This is a genomic window from Sphingobium sp. DC-2 (genome assembly GCF_000722555.1).
GTDB lineage: Bacteria > Pseudomonadota > Alphaproteobacteria > Sphingomonadales > Sphingomonadaceae > Sphingobium > Sphingobium quisquiliarum.
In genome coordinates this window covers 1-12,615 of record NZ_JNAC01000100.1, presented here as the reverse complement: position 1 = coordinate 12,615, position 12,615 = coordinate 1, and the positions used below count along the sequence as shown (strand labels likewise).

General features: G+C 64.0%; 15 protein-coding genes. 8 read left to right on the top strand and 7 right to left on the bottom strand.

The genetic code is table 11. The features are described from left to right. Window positions 1–38: 38 nt before the first annotated feature. The 3 genes from ET21_RS0118205 to ET21_RS0118195 all read right to left on the bottom strand — a co-directional run bounded on the left by ET21_RS0118205 (window position 39) and on the right by ET21_RS0118195 (window position 1,566). Window positions 39–530: a Dps family protein gene (locus ET21_RS0118205; RefSeq protein WP_021239151.1), complete on the bottom strand. Its 492-nt coding sequence runs from the start codon at window positions 528–530 to the stop codon at window positions 39–41. Window positions 531–647: 117 nt separating this feature from the next. Beyond that, the gene (locus ET21_RS0118200; RefSeq protein ID WP_030540780.1) at window positions 648–1,217 is read right to left on the bottom strand and encodes a TMEM165/GDT1 family protein; all 570 of its coding nucleotides are present in this window, start codon (window positions 1,215–1,217) and stop codon (window positions 648–650) included. Between the two features lie 16 nt (window positions 1,218–1,233). Further along, on the bottom strand, window positions 1,234–1,566 hold the full coding sequence (locus ET21_RS0118195) for a hypothetical protein (RefSeq protein ID WP_030540779.1): 333 nt from the start codon (window positions 1,564–1,566) through the stop codon (window positions 1,234–1,236). Window positions 1,567–1,786: 220 nt separating this feature from the next. Here ET21_RS0118195 and rpmG point away from each other — a divergent pair, with 220 nt between their 5' ends. Next, window positions 1,787–1,954 carry a 50S ribosomal protein L33 gene (gene rpmG, locus ET21_RS0118190; protein ID WP_007687342.1) on the top strand — a complete coding sequence of 56 codons (168 nt, stop codon included), beginning with the start codon at window positions 1,787–1,789 and terminating at the stop codon, window positions 1,952–1,954. A gap of 200 nt (window positions 1,955–2,154) precedes the next feature. Here the strand turns inward: rpmG and ET21_RS0118180 are convergent, their stop codons facing one another. After that, on the bottom strand, window positions 2,155–4,029 hold the full coding sequence (locus tag ET21_RS0118180; protein WP_030540778.1) for a PhoX family phosphatase: 1,875 nt from the start codon (window positions 4,027–4,029) through the stop codon (window positions 2,155–2,157). A 149-nt stretch (window positions 4,030–4,178) separates the two neighbouring features. Then, a complete protein-coding gene (locus ET21_RS0118175) occupies window positions 4,179–4,541 on the bottom strand; it encodes a response regulator (protein ID WP_021239147.1) in 363 nt (120 codons plus the stop codon). Between the two features lie 72 nt (window positions 4,542–4,613). Between ET21_RS0118175 and ET21_RS0118170 the strand changes: the two genes are divergently transcribed. From ET21_RS0118170 to ET21_RS0118150, 5 genes are read left to right on the top strand one after another with little or no spacing between them, the layout of a single operon-like run. Beyond that, window positions 4,614–4,910, top strand: a complete 297-nt coding sequence (locus ET21_RS0118170; RefSeq protein ID WP_030540777.1) for a DUF3572 domain-containing protein — start codon at window positions 4,614–4,616, stop codon at window positions 4,908–4,910. Then, window positions 4,907–5,569, top strand: coding sequence for a hypothetical protein (locus ET21_RS0118165; RefSeq protein ID WP_021239145.1), 663 nt, complete (start codon window positions 4,907–4,909; stop codon window positions 5,567–5,569). Before ET21_RS0118170 ends, ET21_RS0118165 begins: the two co-directional genes overlap by 4 nt. Beyond that, window positions 5,559–6,023 carry a RidA family protein gene (locus ET21_RS0118160; protein ID WP_030540776.1) on the top strand — a complete coding sequence of 155 codons (465 nt, stop codon included), beginning with the start codon at window positions 5,559–5,561 and terminating at the stop codon, window positions 6,021–6,023. The genes ET21_RS0118165 and ET21_RS0118160 overlap by 11 nt, the downstream gene beginning before the upstream one ends. A 13-nt stretch (window positions 6,024–6,036) precedes the next feature. Continuing rightward, window positions 6,037–6,732 carry a glycerophosphodiester phosphodiesterase family protein gene (locus ET21_RS0118155; protein WP_272945224.1) on the top strand — a complete coding sequence of 232 codons (696 nt, stop codon included), beginning with the start codon at window positions 6,037–6,039 and terminating at the stop codon, window positions 6,730–6,732. Beyond that, entirely contained in the window at window positions 6,725–7,858 is a 1,134-nt protein-coding gene (locus tag ET21_RS0118150; protein ID WP_030540774.1) for a GNAT family N-acetyltransferase, read from the top strand. Before ET21_RS0118155 ends, ET21_RS0118150 begins: the two co-directional genes overlap by 8 nt. A gap of 4 nt (window positions 7,859–7,862) precedes the next feature. Here ET21_RS0118150 and ET21_RS0118145 read toward each other — a convergent pair whose 3' ends face one another. After that, the gene (locus ET21_RS0118145; RefSeq protein WP_021239141.1) at window positions 7,863–8,159 is read right to left on the bottom strand and encodes a hypothetical protein; all 297 of its coding nucleotides are present in this window, start codon (window positions 8,157–8,159) and stop codon (window positions 7,863–7,865) included. Between the two features lie 197 nt (window positions 8,160–8,356). Between ET21_RS0118145 and ET21_RS0118140 the strand changes: the two genes are divergently transcribed. After that, window positions 8,357–9,634, top strand: coding sequence for a multidrug effflux MFS transporter (locus ET21_RS0118140; RefSeq protein WP_030540773.1), 1,278 nt, complete (start codon window positions 8,357–8,359; stop codon window positions 9,632–9,634). A 40-nt stretch (window positions 9,635–9,674) separates the two neighbouring features. Here the strand turns inward: ET21_RS0118140 and ET21_RS0118135 are convergent, their stop codons facing one another. Further along, window positions 9,675–11,291 carry an amino acid permease gene (locus ET21_RS0118135; protein WP_021239139.1) on the bottom strand — a complete coding sequence of 539 codons (1,617 nt, stop codon included), beginning with the start codon at window positions 11,289–11,291 and terminating at the stop codon, window positions 9,675–9,677. A 141-nt stretch (window positions 11,292–11,432) separates the two neighbouring features. Here ET21_RS0118135 and pgeF point away from each other — a divergent pair, with 141 nt between their 5' ends. Beyond that, window positions 11,433–12,191 carry a peptidoglycan editing factor PgeF gene (gene pgeF / locus ET21_RS0118130; protein WP_030540772.1) on the top strand — a complete coding sequence of 253 codons (759 nt, stop codon included), beginning with the start codon at window positions 11,433–11,435 and terminating at the stop codon, window positions 12,189–12,191. Window positions 12,192–12,615 lie beyond the last annotated feature (424 nt).

Sequence of the window (12,615 nt, the reverse complement as noted above, 5' to 3'; positions counted from 1 at the left end):
CCCTCCGCGCCTCCGTGTGAAAATATTTTAACGGCCGGTCAGGCGTTCCTGCCCGCTTCGAACAGGAACCAGGCCCGTTCCTCCGCTTCGTCGGTCCAGTCGTCGACAATGCCTTCGGTCGCATTGTCGCCTGCCTCGGCCGCCGCGGCCTTCGCGGCGCGGAGCGATTCGACAAGGCGCAGATTATCTTCGCGCAGTTCGTTCAGCATGTCGCCGGGGCTCACATAATCGGCGTCATTGTCCTTGAGCGATTGATGGCGGGATATGTCGCCGATCGACCGCAGCGTCGTGTTGCCGGTCTTGCGCACGCGTTCGGCAATGGCGTCGGTCGTGGCCAGGATCTGCGCCGCCTGCTCGTCGAACATCAGATGATAGTCGCGGAAATGCGGGCCGGACACGTGCCAATGGAAATTCTTGGTCTTGAAATACAGCGCATAGCTGTCCGCCAGCACGCCGTTCAGCGCTTCAGCTACCGACTTGGTGGCGTTGCTGCGCAGGTCCGTCGGGGTTTTGAGATCGGGTGCGGTCATGCCTTGCTCCTGAGTCCAAATGGTTTCGGCCGTATAATGATCTGCTCACGAGAAGGTGCCATGACAAGAGCGGAAATTCCTCCTGAAATCCTCGCTTAGTCTGATGAAGCGGATCGATCAGTCGGTCAGGCCAAGTGCCGACACCGCCGCGCCCAGCCCTGACGCCAGGAAGATGGCCGCTCCGCCAATGCGGATGGCGCGCAGGGGAATGGCCCTGGTCAGCTGGTCACGCAGCAATATGGCGGGAATCAGCGCCGCCATCATGCCCAGCGCTCCGCCCAGCCCCGCCAGCACCGGATCAGCGGTCCGGGCGGCGATGCCCAGGATCAGGAATTGCGGCCCGTCGCCAAAGCCCAGGATGAAAAGCCCCAGCGCCGATGTCAGGAAAGGCCCGGTGGGCCAGTCGGCCAGCGGATCGGGCTGCTTGACCGGCCACAGCATTCCGCCGCCCAGCATCAGCAGGGCGAGCGCCAGAAACAGCAATCGCGCCTGCGAACCGAGCATGGGGCCGATCAAGGCTCCGGCAAATGCGGCGAGCGTTGCGTTCGCGGCGACGGCCAGGGCCGCTCCCGCGATCACCGCGCCGTCGCTGCGGAAGCGGGCGCTCAGCATCAGCGCCAGAAGCTGGCTCTTGTCGCCGATGCCGCCCAGCAGGCACCCCAGCAGCGCGGTCAGCAACGCATCCATCAGTGGCGGTCAGAGGTCAAAGCGCGATCGAGGGCCCGGCGCTGGCGGCCGGTCTTGCCGCCACCGGCAGCGGAACGACGTCCCCGCCGGGGCGCTCGGCAGCGATCGCGTCGCGCATCAGGTCCAGATAGGACAGCACTACCGGACCCATGCCCTGCAACGACAGCGCCGATTGCAGCGTGCAGGCCAGGCCTTCGACGCTGTCTATATGATAGGCGCGTGACAAATGGCGGATCTGGTCAAGCTCCTCGCGCAGCCGCAGGTCGCTCCAATGGCCCCGCTGCCCGGCAAGGCCGTCGACCCGCGCGAGCAGATCTGCAAGAATGGCCAGCATCGGATCATGTCGCATGGAGAATTCTCCCCTGTCCCCTTGGCGTCTTCCATGCAGGATGCCTGGGGAAGGTTAAGGCCGCGTAAAGTCTAAGCCCGGCGCTTGCCCGCCAGCGGCTTCGTCTTGACATGGCGCCGAATCTCCCCCATGGGCGGCTGCTGAAACGGGGCGGCCCTTTTTCGAAAGATTGAGGGGGCCGCTTTTCTTTTTCACGATATTACGACCAGGAACCAGGGCCATGGCCAAGCCAGCAACCGTCAAGATTCGCCTCGTCAGCTCGGCTGACACCGGCTTCTTCTACGTCACCAAGAAGAATCCGCGCACGAAGACCGAGAAGCTGAGCTTCCGTAAATATGACCCGGTCGTGCGCAAGCATGTCGAGTTCAAGGAAGCCAAGATCAAGTGATCCGAAGGCGGGTTCGCCCGCCTGGGTCCCTTTGAGCGGCTGAACGAAAAGGCCCGTCCCATGTGGGAGCGGGCCTTTCCTTGTTCATGCCGGACGTTCCGCGACGCTCGGTTCGAACGTGGCCGAGAGCAGGGTGAGCGGCCGCCCGGCGGCCATCGCGGCGAAGGGAGGAGGGAACATGCGCCCCCTCCTCCGGCTGATCAGTTGCCGACCGGCTGGCCGTCATTGCGGGTGATGACGACAGTCGACGAACGCGGCTGCTGCCCCGCGACCGGCCAGTTGCCCGTGGGATGCTGGATGTTGACGAAGAAGGTCTTGAGGTCCGGCGTATAGGCGATGCCTGTGATCTCGCAGCCCTCCGGCCCGACCAGGAAGCGCTTGGATTGCTTGCTGGTCTGATCGACATAGAACATCGCATTGTGACCGAAAGCCTGGTCGATGGTCGTGCCGGTCACGCCCGAATTGCCGGGAACGCTATGGTCGGTCTGCACCCAGAGGCGGCCCTGCGGGTCGATACGGATGCCATCGGGGCTGGAGAAGGTATCGCCCTTGATGTCGCCCACCAGGTTCGATCCGCCAGCGGACAGGCCGGGATCGCCCGCCAGCAGGAAGATTTCCCAGGTGAAGGTCGTCGCCAGCGGCGAATTGTCCTTCTCCTTGAACTTGATGATGTGGCCGTGAAGGTTGCGGATGCGGGGATTGGCCGCGTCGGCGACCCGGCGGCTGCTATTGTTGGTGAGCGTGCAGTAGACGGCGCTGTTGTCGGGCGCGACGGTCAGCCATTCCGGCCGGTCCATCACAGTGCCGCCAGCAACGCGCGCCGCCGACTTGGTGTTGATTAGCACATCGGCATCGGTGTTGAAGTTGACGATCACAGGGGTAGGCGGCGTCGTGCTCTGGCTGACATTGCCGGGGTCCGAAGCGCCGGGCAGCAGGCCATTCTGTCCCTGCACCAGCGCCCGCCATTCGCCCGATCCGTCCGCATTGAAGCGCGCGACATAGAGCGTGCCATGGTCCAGCATATCGGTATTGGCGGCGCGATTGCTGGAGTTGTAGGCGCGGTCGCACACGAATTTGTAGATGCAGCCGGGTGTGCTGTCATCGCCCATGTAGAAGGCAACGCGCTTGTTGCTGTCGGTCATGTGCGCGACATTTTCGTGGTCGAAGCGGCCGAGGGCCGTGCGCTTGGTCGGCTGCGCCAATTCCTGATAGGGATCGATTTCCACGACCCAGCCGTAATTATTCTCAGGCTGCGTGGGGTCGAGATAATTGTCGGTGGTTTCCTCGCAGGTGAGGTAGGTGCCCCAGGGCGTGCGGCCCGACGAGCAGTTGTTCAGCATGCCCTTGATCGTGTTGGACAGCAGGCCCGAAGCCGGACCGCTCGCCTTGTAACTGCTGTTGCCGGTGTAGCGCTTGTTATAGCGCGAACCCGCCTTCACCGCCCATTTGCCGTCCGTCCCCTTGGCCACTTCGACGACCGAGATGCCGACGGCGGAAAGCGCCAGCGCCTTCTGATCCGCGCTGGCGGTCGCGGCATCGTAGCTGCCGGAAAAAAGGATGTTGTAGTCGGCAAGCTCATGGTTGATGGCCAGCAGCCCGCCCTGATTGGCGTCGGTGCCCGACAGCTCGAAATATTCCATGCCGTCATGATTGCCGCCTGCCCATTTTTCGGCGTCGGCGGGCGTCGGATAGCTGCCCGAATAGGGCGTGCCCGCCTCGACGGAATCGCCGGCCTTCAGCAGCACGTCGACCGTATAGCCGTTGGGCACGGTGACCGTGTCATTCTGATTGGCCGCAACCGAGGCGAACGCGATCGAATAACTGGGCGCGGGCGCCGGAGTGGGCGTCGGGCTGGGGGTGGGCGAAGGCGATCCCGAATTATCGTCGTCATCGTCGTCACAGGCGGCAAGCGCGCCGAGCATCGGCAGGATGGACAGGCCCAGAAGGCCATTCTTCAGGACGGAACGGCGGCCCGGATTGGCCGCGACAATGGCTTCCAGGCTATCGTCGCCCGCCGTGATCGTCGGCTGGGCATCACGAAACGGCGCGCGCGCTTCGTCGGTCAGATGAGACATGCTGTTACCCCTATTGCAAATCGGGCTGTCCGCCGCTTGCGGCGCCCATGGCGAAGGGGGTTGGCAGAGCCGGATGAAATCAGGACTTCATTTCAGAGACACGGCGATGAAAGCCGCATGACGGTCCGATGACGATCTTGGCCCGGACGTTACAGCAGCGCGTTCACCTGCTCCATGAAGCGCAGCACGGAAATCGGCTTTGACACATAGGCTTGCGCCCCCGCGCCGCGAATCCGGTCTTCATCGCCCTTTCCGGCATAGGCGGTGACGGCCATGACCGGCACGGCCGACAGGCGCGGATCGCGCTTCAACGATATGATGAGGTCAAGGCCGCTGACATGCGGCAGGTGGATGTCGGTGATCACCAGGTCCGGGCGAAACTCCAGCGCCTGCGCCACGACATCGCGGCCATCGCGCAAGGGCAGCACTTCATGCCCGTGCGCGCGCAACAGATCGCAAAAAAGTTTGAGATTGAGTTCGTTGTCCTCGACAACGAGCACGCGCTTTGCCACCAGTCACCCGCGTTTCGATCATGCGCACAGGATATGCGCTTTTATACATCAGCCTCTCGCCGAGAATTCATCATGCGTTCCCATGACCCCGAAGGCAAGCAGGATAGCCAGGACGATGCCCAGGAAGCAGGAACGCTGGCGCTGCTGGCGCTCGCCTGGACATTGAGCGACGAGCGCCGGGCGGATCGCCTGCTGGCGCTCACCGGGCTGGACGCCGATGCCCTGCGCGCGGGCGTCGGCAATCCGGCGGTGCTGGGCGCAGTGCTGGATTTCCTGGCCGATCATGAGCCCGACCTGATCGCCTGCGCCGAATCGATCGGCACGACGCCCACGCAGTTGATCGGGGTCAAAGCGAGGCTCCGTTCATGACCCGTCCCCTCATCATCACCGATTGCGACGAAGTGCTGCTGCACATGGTGGTTCCGTTCCGCCAGTGGCTGGACGAGCATCACAATGTCCATTTCGACATGCGCGAGCCCGGCTTCGTCGAAGCGTTGCGCCACAAGGACAGTGGCGTGCCGCTTGAACGCGAGCTGGTCTGGCGGCTGCTCATCGGCTTCTTCGATACGGAAATGCACCGGCAACGGCCGATCGCGGGCGCGATCGAGGCGCTTGGCCGCTTGTCGCGCATCGCCGACATCGTCGTGCTCACCAATATCGGCGAGCGTCATCACGGGCTGCGAATCGAGCAACTGGCCGCGCACGGCCTGCATCATCCGGTCCACTGGAACCAGGGAGGCAAGGGCCCGCCGCTCGCCGCCATCGTCGCTGACCGCAAACCTTCCGCCGCTCTCTTCATCGACGATCTGGCGGAACATCATGCCTCCGTGGCCCAGCATGCGCCGGACGTCTGGCGGCTGCACATGGTCGGCGAGCCCGAACTGGCCCCCGCCATCGCGGCCGCGCCGCTTGCCCATGCGCGGATCGACAACTGGCATGCGGCCGAACAATGGATCGCCGAGCGGCTGGCCCAAGGCCCCGCTCCTTCCGACACCCCGCCATCCGATGGAGCCCTGCATGAGCGTTGAAGCCCGGCTTGCCGAACTGAATATCACCCTTCCCGAAGCCGCCGCGCCTGTCGCCGCCTATGTCGCCACTGTCGAAGCGAACGGGCTGCTGCATATTTCCGGGCAGATCTCGCTGTCCGAAGGGCAGTTGATGACTGGCCGTCTGGGTGAGGACCGCGACCTCGACTTTGGCATCAAGGCGGCGCGCGCCTGCGGCCTCAACCTCATCGCGCAGATAAAGGCGGCGCTCGGCAGCCTGGATCGCGTCGAACGAATCGTAAAGCTGGGCGCGTTCATCAGCAGCGCGCCCGGCTTCACCGACCAGCCCAAGGTCGCCAACGGCGCGTCGGAACTGATGGTCGAAATATTCGGCGAAGCGGGCAAGCATGCGCGCAGTGCGGTGGGCGTCCCCGTCCTGCCGCTGGGCGCTGCGGTCGAAATCGACGCTGTGGTCCTTGTCCGGCCCGCTGCCTGATCGAATCGCCTTCCTGACTGAACGGCCCTTTGCCCATCGCGGGCTGCATGGGCCGGGGGTCAGTGAAAACGGCATGGCGGCTTTCCGCGCGGCGATCGCTGCGGGGCATGGCATCGAATGCGATGTGCGGCTGAGCCGGGACGTCGTGGCCATGGTTTTCCACGACGCGGCGCTGTCGCGCATGACCGGAGTGGAAGGCGAGCTGTCCGCATGGACCGCTGCGCGGCTTGATCAGGTGACGCTGCGTGACGGCGGAACCATCCCACGGCTCGACGCCTTGCTCGCGCTGTGCGGGACGGAGGTGCCGCTGCTGATCGAAATCAAGGTGATGGGGCGGCATGCCGGCCCGGCCTGTGAAGCGGTCGCGCGCGATCTGGCCCGGCACAGCGGCGCGAAGGCGGCGGTCATGTCCTTCAATCCGATCGCCATGCGCTGGTTTGCCCGGCGCATGCCCCGGATGGCGCGCGGGCTGGTCGTAACGGAGCAAGGGGCTCAAGGCTGGCGCGCGCAGGCCCGGCGCGGACTTGCGCTTTGGCTTGCCCAACCCGATTTTGTGGCCTGTGACATTCGCGACCTGCCTTCCCCCCTTTCCACCCGTGCCCGCGTTGAAGGGCTGCCGGTGCTGACCTGGACCGTGCGCACGGATGATGATCGCGCGCGCGCCGCGCGCCATGCCGATCAAATCATTTTCGAGGCCGCGGGTGACTGAGTGCGTAGCCAGGGTCGCGAGCGGCATCGCGGAACTGCCGCGCGACCAATGGGACGCGTGCGCTGGCACCGCCAATCCCTTCATGAGCTGGGACTTTCTGGCAGCGCTGGAAAAATCGGGCAGCGTCGGCCCCGGCACGGGGTGGCAGCCGCTGCCGCTGCTGATCGATGGCGCTGACGGGCGGATCGCCGCAGCAGCGCCGCTATATGGCAAGACGCATAGCCAGGGCGAATATGTGTTCGACCATGGCTGGGCCGATGCGTGGGAGCGCGCCGGGGGACGCTATTATCCCAAGATTCAGCTTTGCGCGCCCTTTTCGCCCGTATCAGGCCCTCGCCTGCTGCTGCGCGATCCTTCGCTCGCACCCGCGTTGATCGCGGGGATCGAAACGGTAGTCGACCGCAATACGCTCTCATCGGCGCACGCGACCTTCATCGAACCGGTGCAGCTTGTGCTGTTCGAAGCGGCGGGCTGGTTGATCCGGGAGGACATCCAGTTTCACTTCACCAACAAAGGCTATCGCGATTTCGATGATTTCCTCACCAGCCTGTCCAGCGCGAAGCGGAAGAATATCCGCAAGGAACGGGCGCGAGCGGTCGAAGGACTCGACATCGTCCACCTGACCGGGGCTGACCTGCGCGAGGAACATTGGGACGATTTCTGGCGCTTCTATCAGGATACGGGCGCGCGCAAATGGGGACGGCCCTATCTCACCCGCGCCTTCTTCTCCCTGCTGGGCGAAAGCATGCCGGATAGCGTTCTGCTGGTGGTAGCGCAGCGGCAGGGCCGGTCCATCGCGGGCGCGCTGAACCTGATCGGCGAAGATGCGCTCTACGGCCGCTACTGGGGCTGTACCGAAGACGTCCCCAACCTGCATTTCGAGCTATGCTATTATCAGGCGATCGATGCCGCCATCGCGCGGGGCCTGTCGCGTGTCGAGGCTGGAGCGCAGGGCGGCCATAAACTGGCGCGCGGCTATGCGCCCGAACCGACCTATTCCGCTCATTATCTGCCCAATCCCTCTTTCCGCCGGGCCGTGGCCGATTTTCTAGCGGAGGAACGGGCCAGCGTGGAACGCGATCGCGCCTGGCTGTCCGAGCGCGCGCCGTTCCGCAAGCCCGGCTGAGCTTCTAGGCGGCGCGGAGCTGCGCCGTGGCGATCATGGCACGCGCCTGGCGTTGCGCCTCGGCGATTTCCCGCGCGGTCATTTCCTCGGCAATCTCGGCGCGCATCGCCTGGGCCTCTTCACTGCCCTGCAAGGCGGCGAGGTTGAACCATTTATGCGCCTCCACCAGATCGACGGGCAGGTCGCCGGTGCCGCAGCTATAGGCGACACCCAGTTCGAAACAGACTTCCGCCGATTCGAACGCCGGGTTCGACCTGCGGCTTTCGATCAGAAATTGCGCACTTTTCAGACTGTTCGCCATTACCGAATCCCCCTCATGGATTTCGACTGCATGGTTCTCCACGAGGGGCAAAATGGACGGACCGTGATAAAAAATGGTTAACGCGGCTTTTGGAAATGCGGCGGCGCGCGCGGGCAGGCTTGGAGCAGCAGGGTTAATGCGCTGAAATTCCGATCAGGGGGTGGCGCATGCGGGGGATTATCCCCATAGTCAGCCGCATGACCGCTTCCCCGGAAATCACAGCGCCGGTCCGGCCGAAAAAGGACATACCGTTTCGCGAGTTCGTTCTCCTTTCCGCCTGCCTGATCGCGATGAATGCCCTGTCGATCGACCCGATGCTGCCTGCCCTGCCGGACATCGGCCGGGACCTTGGCATCGCGCAACCCAATGACCGGCAGCTGATCATCAGCGTCTATTTCATGGGGCTGGGGATCGGGTCGCTGCTGTTCGGCGTGCTGTCCGACCGTTTTGGCCGCAAGAAGGTGCTGGGCAGCGCGATGGCGCTGTTCATCCTGTCCTCGGTCGTTTGCGCCAGCGCGCAGAGCTTCGCCATGATGCTCAGCGGGCGCGCGATGGCGGGCTTTTTCGCGGGGTCCAGCAGGGTGATCGCCGTCAGCATCATCCGCGACCGGTTCCGCGGCGACGCCATGGCGCGCGTCATGTCGTTGATCTTCGCCGTCTTCATGCTGATCCCGGTCATCGCGCCCGCCTTCGGGCAAGCGATTCTGTGGATAGCGCCGTGGCGCTGGATCTTCTGGATATTGTCCATCCTGACGACGCTGATCCTGCTGTGGATGCTGATCCGCCTGCCTGAAACATTGGCGCGCGAAAATCGCATTCCCATCAGCATTTCGTCCCTGCTGCGTACAGTAAAGCTGATCGTCACCACCCGCAGTTCGATCGGCTATATGCTGGCCAGCGGTGTGGCGATGAGTGGGCTGATCGGCTTCATCCTCTCCATCCAGCAGATTTTCTTCGACGTGTTCGACGCGCAGGCCATCTTCCCCTTCGCCTTCGCGGCGATGGCGGGCAGCATGGGGATCGGCAGTCTGGTGAACAGCCGCCTCGTCTCGCGCTTCGGCGCGCGGCGGCTGAGCCAGGGCGCGCTGCTGGGCCTGATCCTCACTAATATCGTGCATGTGATTGTCATACTGACGGGCCTTGAGACGCTGGTCAGCTTCCTCATCCTTCAGTCCGTGACCATGCTGATGGTGTCGTTCACCGCTTCCAATTTCAGCTCCATTTCCATGGAGCCCTTCTCCAGGGGAGCGGGCGCGGCCTCGTCCTTTCAGTCCTTTCTGACGACCGCCGTCTCCAGCGCGCTCGGCAGCCTGGTCGGCCTGTCCTTCGACGGATCGACCCTGCCGCTGACAGTCGGCATGCTGAGCTTCGGCATATTGTCCCTGCTGGTCATCCTTTGGGCGGAACGCGGGAAGCTGTTCACTCGCCCCCATCTTGGTGAGTTGCGCGAACCGGAGATCGGCGCGGTTCGCTGACAAAAAAGGGGGAGACAGCGCTCCCCCCTTTCCTCACCCCTCAAGCGTCACGCCCGCCTGGCGTCGGCGCGCCGGGCATCGGCGGCACCGGCTGCGGCGGAATGCCGCTGTCCTGCTCATGCGTTTCGATCAGCCCCCGCGCCACATGGCTCTTGCGATGGCCATAGAGGAAATAGAGCAGCAGCCCCAAGCCGCCCCAGACCGGCAGCACCAGTTGCGCGTCGACTGGCAGGTTAAAGAACAGGAACACGCACCCGAAGCCTGCCGCCGGCGCGATCAGCCAGATGAAGGGCGTCCTGAATGGACGCGCGCGATGGGGGTCCCTGACCCGCAGGACCATGACGGCGATCGACACCATGAAGAAGGCAAAGAGCGTGCCGGAATTGGAAATGTCGGCCAGTTGCCCCACGGGCAGCAGGGCGGCGGCGATCGCGACAAAGACCCCGGTCACCATCGTCACGACATGCGGCGTCTTGAAGCGGGGATGGATGCTCGCGAGCTTTTCGGGCAGCAGCCCGTCACGCGCCATGACGAAGAAGATGCGCGTCTGGCCGAACATCATCATCAGGATGACCGAAGGCAGCGCCAGATTGGCGGCGAGGCCCAAGGCGTTGCCAACGACCGTCCAGTTGATCGACCGCAGCACATGGGCCAGCGCCTCGTTCGAACAGACCAGATCATTGGCATGGGCCGCGGTGGCGCAGGCGGCGGCAAAGCCCTGCGATCCGGGCGCGACGACCGAACCATCGGGCCCAAGCACCGGCTGGGCGCCAATGGCCCCGATCGCCCCGGCGGCGACCAGCAGATAGAAGATGGTGCAGAGCGCGAGGCTGCCGATCAGGCCGATCGGCACGTTGCGCTGCGGGTTCTTGGTTTCCTCAGCCGCCGTCGAAACAGCGTCGAACCCGACATAGGCGAAGAAGATGGACGCCGCCGCGCCCACGATGCCCATGCCGCTGGTCCCTTCGGGGCCGAACCATCCGTTGGGCGCGAAGGGCGAGAAATTGCCGGTGTCGAGCGCGGGCAGCGTCAGGAGGATGAAGGCGGTGAGCGCCGTCACCTTGATCGCCACCAGAACCGCATTGACACGGGCGCTTTCCGTGGTGCCGATCACCAGCAACGCGGTCACTGCCAGCGCAACGACGATGGCAGGGATATTGATCATGCCATGCGTGAAGTCGGCATGGGGGATCAGGCCATTCATCGTCCAGACGGGCCCCGCAGACAAAGCCTGTGGTAATTCCAGCCCGGTAAGGCTTTTCATGAGGCCCATGAAATAGCCTGACCACCCCACCGAAACGGCGCTGGCGGCGACGGCATATTCTAGTATCAGCGCCCATCCTACCATCCAGGCCAGCAATTCGCCGACCACGGCATAGGTATAGGTATAGGCCGAGCCGGAGACCGGCACCATCGACGCGATTTCGGAATAGCAGAGCGCCGCGAAGGCGCAGACCGCGCCCGCTATGACGAAGCTCCACATCATGCCCGGCCCCGCCTTTTGCGCGGCGGCGGCGGTCAGCACGAAAATGCCGGTGCCGATGATCGCGCCGACGCCCAGCAGCGTCAGTTGGACCGGCCCCAATGTGCGGACGAGGGATTTCTTTTCGGCTGTTGCCAATATGGCGTCCAGCGGCTTGATGCGCCCGAAGATCATGAATGGAGCCCTTTGTCTCGATGCCTTGCCCGGGGGCGGCCAGGTGGCCGCTCTCCTCTTTTCTATGGTCATGAGACTATCGCCTAATCGAGCGCGCGCAAGTATGTTGCGCAACGCCGACACAGAATAAGGAAGCCAATGATGATCGAACTGCTGCGGGCGGCGTCCCTTGGCGATGTGCCCCATGGTTTCGCGGGCCGCCAAGGGGGTGTGTCTGGCGGAATTCATGCCGGTCTGAATGTCGGCCTGGGATCAGAGGATGAGCGGGACGCCGTCTTGCGCAACCGCGAGCTGGCGCGCGACGCTCTCCTCCCCGGCGCTCAGCTGGTGACGGTGCGTCAGGTTCACTCCCCCGATGTGGTGACCGTCACGGCGCCAATTCCCGAAGTGGACCGCCCGGCCGCCGATGCGATGGTAACTGATCGTCCAGGGCTGATATTGGGCATATTGACGGCGGATTGCGTACCCGTGCTGCTCGCCGATCCCGAGGCTGGCGTGATAGGCGCGACACATGCGGGCTGGAAAGGAGCGCTCAACGGCGTCACTGACCGGACCGTCGAGGAGATGGAGGCGCTGGGGGCGAGGGCCGGGCGAATTCGCGCCGCTATCGGGCCCTGTATCGGGCGCGCATCTTATGAAGTGACATTGGACTTTGCTCGGACCTTCGAAGATCAGGATGGCGGAAATGCGCGCTTCTTCAGCGCGGGGCGGGAAGGCCACTGCCAGTTCGACATTGCCGCCTATGTCGCCGCACGGCTCGCGGACGCTGGGCTGGAGCGGGTCGAGTTGTTGGACGAGGACACCTACAGCCAGCCCCACCGCTTTTATAGCTACCGCCGCTCCTGCCATCGCGGCGAAAGCAGCTACGGCCGCCAGATTTCGATGATCGCGGTGGGATGAGTGCCGTGAATGAACCCCTCGTCCCCAGCAGCTTCGAACGTTGATTGCCTTTGCCGATCCCCGCAACGCGGGGTGATCCGCCTCCCCCACCAGCTGCGAGGCGGTGTATCGCATCGCCATCGCCGAGATGGACCAGTATTGGGCAACGTGAGACGCCAGCGCCTCGCGCAAAGCAATCCGCAGGCTGATCGAGGCGATGGTCGTCCATGGCGGCAACGGTAGAGGCGGCAGGCATTGTCGACTGGAACTGCACGGCGATCTGTTCAGGATGATTGAGCTTGCTGAGACTGCTGCTGCTGCTGGCGGAAGCGGCAGGGTCCCGAACGCACGAAAGCCTCAGGGCATGGGCGCTGAGGCTTTCGTGTGACCTCGTTTTGGTTGCGGGAGTAGGATTTGAACCTACGACCTTCAGGTTATGAGCCTG

What these genes read in the sequence shown, in the direction of transcription:
- ET21_RS0118205 (WP_021239151.1), bottom strand. Translation starts at nt 530, where the DNA reads ATGACCGCACCCGATCTCAAAACCCCGACGGACCTGCGCAGCAACGCC.
- ET21_RS0118200 (WP_030540780.1), bottom strand. Translation starts at nt 1,217, where the DNA reads ATGGATGCGTTGCTGACCGCGCTGCTGGGGTGCCTGCTGGGCGGCATC.
- ET21_RS0118195 (WP_030540779.1), bottom strand. Translation starts at nt 1,566, where the DNA reads ATGCGACATGATCCGATGCTGGCCATTCTTGCAGATCTGCTCGCGCGG.
- rpmG (WP_007687342.1), top strand. Translation starts at nt 1,787, where the DNA reads ATGGCCAAGCCAGCAACCGTCAAGATTCGCCTCGTCAGCTCGGCTGAC.
- ET21_RS0118180 (WP_030540778.1), bottom strand. Translation starts at nt 4,029, where the DNA reads ATGTCTCATCTGACCGACGAAGCGCGCGCGCCGTTTCGTGATGCCCAG.
- ET21_RS0118170 (WP_030540777.1), top strand. Translation starts at nt 4,614, where the DNA reads ATGCGTTCCCATGACCCCGAAGGCAAGCAGGATAGCCAGGACGATGCC.
- ET21_RS0118165 (WP_021239145.1), top strand. Translation starts at nt 4,907, where the DNA reads ATGACCCGTCCCCTCATCATCACCGATTGCGACGAAGTGCTGCTGCAC.
- ET21_RS0118160 (WP_030540776.1), top strand. Translation starts at nt 5,559, where the DNA reads ATGAGCGTTGAAGCCCGGCTTGCCGAACTGAATATCACCCTTCCCGAA.
- ET21_RS0118145 (WP_021239141.1), bottom strand. Translation starts at nt 8,159, where the DNA reads ATGGCGAACAGTCTGAAAAGTGCGCAATTTCTGATCGAAAGCCGCAGG.
- ET21_RS0118140 (WP_030540773.1), top strand. Translation starts at nt 8,357, where the DNA reads ATGACCGCTTCCCCGGAAATCACAGCGCCGGTCCGGCCGAAAAAGGAC.
- ET21_RS0118135 (WP_021239139.1), bottom strand. Translation starts at nt 11,291, where the DNA reads ATGATCTTCGGGCGCATCAAGCCGCTGGACGCCATATTGGCAACAGCC.
- pgeF (WP_030540772.1), top strand. Translation starts at nt 11,433, where the DNA reads ATGATCGAACTGCTGCGGGCGGCGTCCCTTGGCGATGTGCCCCATGGT.